Below are 3,857 nucleotides of genomic sequence, written 5' to 3'. Positions count from 1 at the left end.
AACCTGATCGACAAGTCCGGCGCCTGGTACAGCTACAACGGCGACCGCATCGGCCAGGGCAAGGAGAACGTGCGCCAGTTCCTGCGCGACAACCCGGCCATCGCCAACGAGATCGACCAGCAGCTGCGCGCGCGCCTGCTGGTCGGGGGCGGCAAGGCGGCCGCCGCCTCGGAAGAGGCGCTCGAAGAAGCCTGAGCGCGTGCCCGGGTCTGATCCTGCCCACTCCCTCCGCCCCGCCCGCAGGACGGGGCGAAGGGACGTGAGGGTGACGAGCCCAGCGTGCGCGGCGACGGTCCGCTGCACATGAAGCGCCGCCCCGAAGCTCCGGACAAGCCAAGGCGCAGCGCCTACGACAAGGCGCTCGGCCTGCTCGCCCGCCGTGAACACTCGCGCCGCGAACTCAAGACCAAGCTGCGCCAGGGTGGCTACGAAGGGGGCGAAACCGAGGCCGCCATCGAGCGCCTGGGCGAGCAGCGCTACCAGGACGACGAGCGCTTCGCCCAGGTGCTGGTGCGCAGCCGCGCATCCCAGGGCTACGGTCCCCAGCGCATCCGTGCCGAGCTCAAGACCCACGCGGTGCCCGATGCGCGCATCCGCGAGCTGCTGGACGAAGCGGAGGTCGATTGGGAGGCGTCCGCCATCGACCAGCTGCGCCGCCGCTATGGCGGCAAGGGCGCGGTGGACCATGCCGAACGCGCGCGGCGCGCGCAGTTCCTCTTGCGTCGCGGCTTTGCCGCCGCCACAGTACGACGTGCTACCCACGCCGAAGTGGACGACGCTGCCGACGAAATCGACTGATCTCGCGGCGGTGGCCGCCGGCGTGGCCTTTTTTGTCTACGCCGCTGCGTGCCCATGAAAACCGCCGACATCCGTTCGACCTTCCTCGAGTTCTTCCGCGCCAAGGACCACGCCATCGTGCCGTCCAGTTCGTTGGTGCCTGCCAGCGATCCCACGCTGCTGTTCACCAACTCGGGCATGGTGCAGTTCAAGAACGTGTTCCTGGGCAGCGAGAAGCTGCCCTACGCACGCGCGGCCGACGTGCAACGCTGCCTGCGCGCCGGCGGCAAGCACAACGACCTCGATTCGGTCGGCTACACCGCGCGACACCATACGTTCTTCGAGATGCTGGGCAACTGGTCGTTCGGCGACTACTTCAAGCGCGAAACGATCGCCTGGGCGTGGGAACTGCTCACTGCCGTGTTCAAGCTGCCGGCGGAGCGGCTGTGGGTGACCGTCTACCACACCGACGAGGAGGCCTACGACATCTGGCACAAGGAGATCGGCGTACCCGCCGAGCGCATCGTGCGCATCGGCGACAACAAGGGTGCGCCCTATGCCTCGGACAACTTCTGGCAGATGGCCGATACCGGTCCGTGCGGCCCGTGCACCGAGATCTTCTATGACCACGGAGCGGACGTGGCCGGCGGCCCGCCCGGCTCGCCGGACGAAGATGGCGACCGCTACATCGAGATCTGGAACCTGGTGTTCATGCAGTTCGATCGCGCGCCGGACGGCACGCTCTCGCCGCTGCCGGCCCCGTGCGTGGATACCGGCATGGGCCTGGAGCGGCTGGCCGCCGTGCTGCAGCACGTGCACTCCAACTACGAGATCGACCTGTTCCAGCACCTGATCCGGGTGGCCGGCGAACTCACCGGCACGACCGACCTGGCCAACAAGTCGCTGCGCGTCATCGCCGATCACATCCGTGCCTGCTCGTTCCTGATCGTCGACGGCGTGCTGCCGTCCAACGAGGGGCGCGGCTACGTGCTGCGCCGGATCATCCGCCGCGCCCTGCGGCATGGCTGGATGCTCGGTGTGCGTGGTGATTTCTTCTGGAAGATGGTCGCGCCGCTCGTCGAGGAGATGGGCGCGGCCTATCCCGAACTCGTCGCCAAGCAGGGTTTCGTCGAGGACGCGCTGCGTACCGAAGAGCAGCGATTCGGCGAGACGCTCGAACACGGCATGCGCGTGTTCGACGAGGTCGCGAAGAAGTCCGGCACGACCATCCCCGGCGTCGATGCGTTCCGCCTGTACGACACCTATGGCTTCCCGGTCGACCTCACCGCCGACATCGCGCGCGAGCGCGGGCTCGCCGTCGACATGGCCGGCTTCGAGCAGGCCATGAACGAGCAGCGCGAACGCGCGCGCGCCGCCGGCCGTTTCGAGGCCAAGGGCCAGATGCCGGCGGAACTCGCCAGCCGGCTCGCGCCGACCCTGTTCCTGGGCTATGACGCGCTCGAAGCGACCGCTTGCAAGGTGGTCGGCATCGTGCGCGACGGCAGGCAGGTCGAGGCACTGGACGATGGGGAAGATGCGCTGGTGATCCTCGACCGCACGCCGTTCTACGCCGAATCCGGCGGCCAGGTGGGCGATACCGGCGTGCTGGTCCATGCGCAGGGGCGCTTCGAGGTGGTCGATACGCTCAAGATGGGTGGCGTGTTCTTCGGCCATGTCGGACGCTGGCGTGGCGTTGCGCTGCGTGAGGGCGACATGCTCGACGCGCAGGTCGACACCGGGCGGCGCCAGGCGACCGTACTGAACCACTCGGCGACCCACCTCTTGCATGCGGCGTTGCGCCAGGTTCTCGGCGAGCACGTGGCGCAGAAGGGCTCGCTGGTGGCGCCCGAGCGCCTGCGCTTCGATTTCTCCCACTTCAAGCCACTCAGCCGCGACGAACTCGACGCGGTCGAAGCGCTGGTGAACGCCGAAGTGCGCCGCAACGCCCCGGCGGAAGTGCGCCACATGGCCTACGACGACGCGATCGCGTTCGGCGCCATGGCGTTGTTCGGCGAAAAGTACGGCGATGAGGTGCGCGTGCTGAAGATGGGCGATTTTTCCACCGAGCTTTGCGGCGGCACGCACGTCAGCCGCACCGGTGACATCGGCCTGTTCAAGATCGTCGCCGAGGCCGGAGTCGCCTCTGGCGTCCGTCGCATCGAGGCGGTGACCGGCGCTGGTGCGCTCGCCTACGTGGCGGCGGAGGAGCGGCGCCTGGGCGAGCTCTCGCAACTGCTCTCGGGCAGCGGCGACGACGTCGTCGAGAAGCTGCGCCAGCTGTTCGACCGCCAGAAGAAACTCGAGCGCGAACTCGAATCGCTGCGCAGCAAGGCGGCCGGCAACGCTACCGCCGACCTGGCCGGCAGCGCCCGCGACGTGGCCGGCGTCAAGGTGATCGCCGCGCGCCTGGAAGGCTTCGACGCGAAATCCCTGCGCGACAGCGTCGACCAGCTCAAGCAACAGCTCGGCGACTGTGTGGTGCTGCTTGCCGGCGCGGCAGACGGCCGCGTTTCGCTGGTGGCCGGCGTGCATGGGTCGGCGCTGGGTCGGATCAAGGCGGGGGACGTGGTGTCGCACGTCGCCAGGCAGATCGATGGCAAGGGCGGCGGACGTCCCGACATGGCCCAGGGCGGCGGCCTGGACACCGCGCAGTTGCCGGCTTTGCTGGCTGCCGTGCCCGACTGGATCGCGCAGCAGATATAGGCCTCGCGGGCTTTGTGAATCGGGGATTTATCGCCCACGAAATGCATTGCACGGGGCGCTCGCGCTCGGCTAGTATCGGTTGACTGTCGGCGCCACGAACCTACGGTGTCGCCGCAAGGCAAGGGTATCCATGGTGGATGCCCGGGCTTTGAGCCGGGGAAGGCGGTAGGGCCTTCGACGGACTTTCGTCGAACTGACTGACGGGGCGCTCAGGGGTGAGGCTCCACCGCAGCAGGCCTGTGACCACACAGCTTAATGGAGTAACACAACATGTTGATTCTGACCCGCAGGGTCGGTGAAACCCTGATGATCGGTGACGAGGTGACCGTTACCGTTCTCGGCGTGAAGGGCAACCAGGTGCGTATCGGCATCAATGC

Annotated in this window: 2 protein-coding genes and 2 pseudogenes; all 4 read left to right on the top strand. The window is 67.8% G+C overall.

The genetic code is table 11. The annotated features are described in order from the left end of the window. Positions 1-195: pseudogene (locus VFH59_RS15420) on the top strand (DNA recombination/repair protein RecA); the annotation flags it as partial. A gap of 108 nt (positions 196-303) precedes the next feature. Beyond that, positions 304-798 carry a regulatory protein RecX gene (locus tag VFH59_RS15415; protein ID WP_325165797.1) on the top strand — a complete coding sequence of 165 codons (495 nt, stop codon included), beginning with the start codon at positions 304-306 and terminating at the stop codon, positions 796-798. Positions 799-852: 54 nt separating this feature from the next. Then, the gene (alaS, locus tag VFH59_RS15410) at positions 853-3,480 is read left to right on the top strand and encodes an alanine--tRNA ligase (RefSeq protein WP_325165796.1); all 2,628 of its coding nucleotides are present in this window, start codon (positions 853-855) and stop codon (positions 3,478-3,480) included. A gap of 270 nt (positions 3,481-3,750) precedes the next feature. Continuing rightward, positions 3,751-3,857: pseudogene (csrA, locus tag VFH59_RS15405) on the top strand (carbon storage regulator CsrA); the annotation flags it as partial.

Source organism: Frateuria sp., from assembly GCF_035695185.1.
In the GTDB taxonomy this organism is placed as follows: domain Bacteria; phylum Pseudomonadota; class Gammaproteobacteria; order Xanthomonadales; family Rhodanobacteraceae; genus Frateuria_A.
This window is presented reverse-complemented; position numbering and strand designations above follow the sequence as displayed.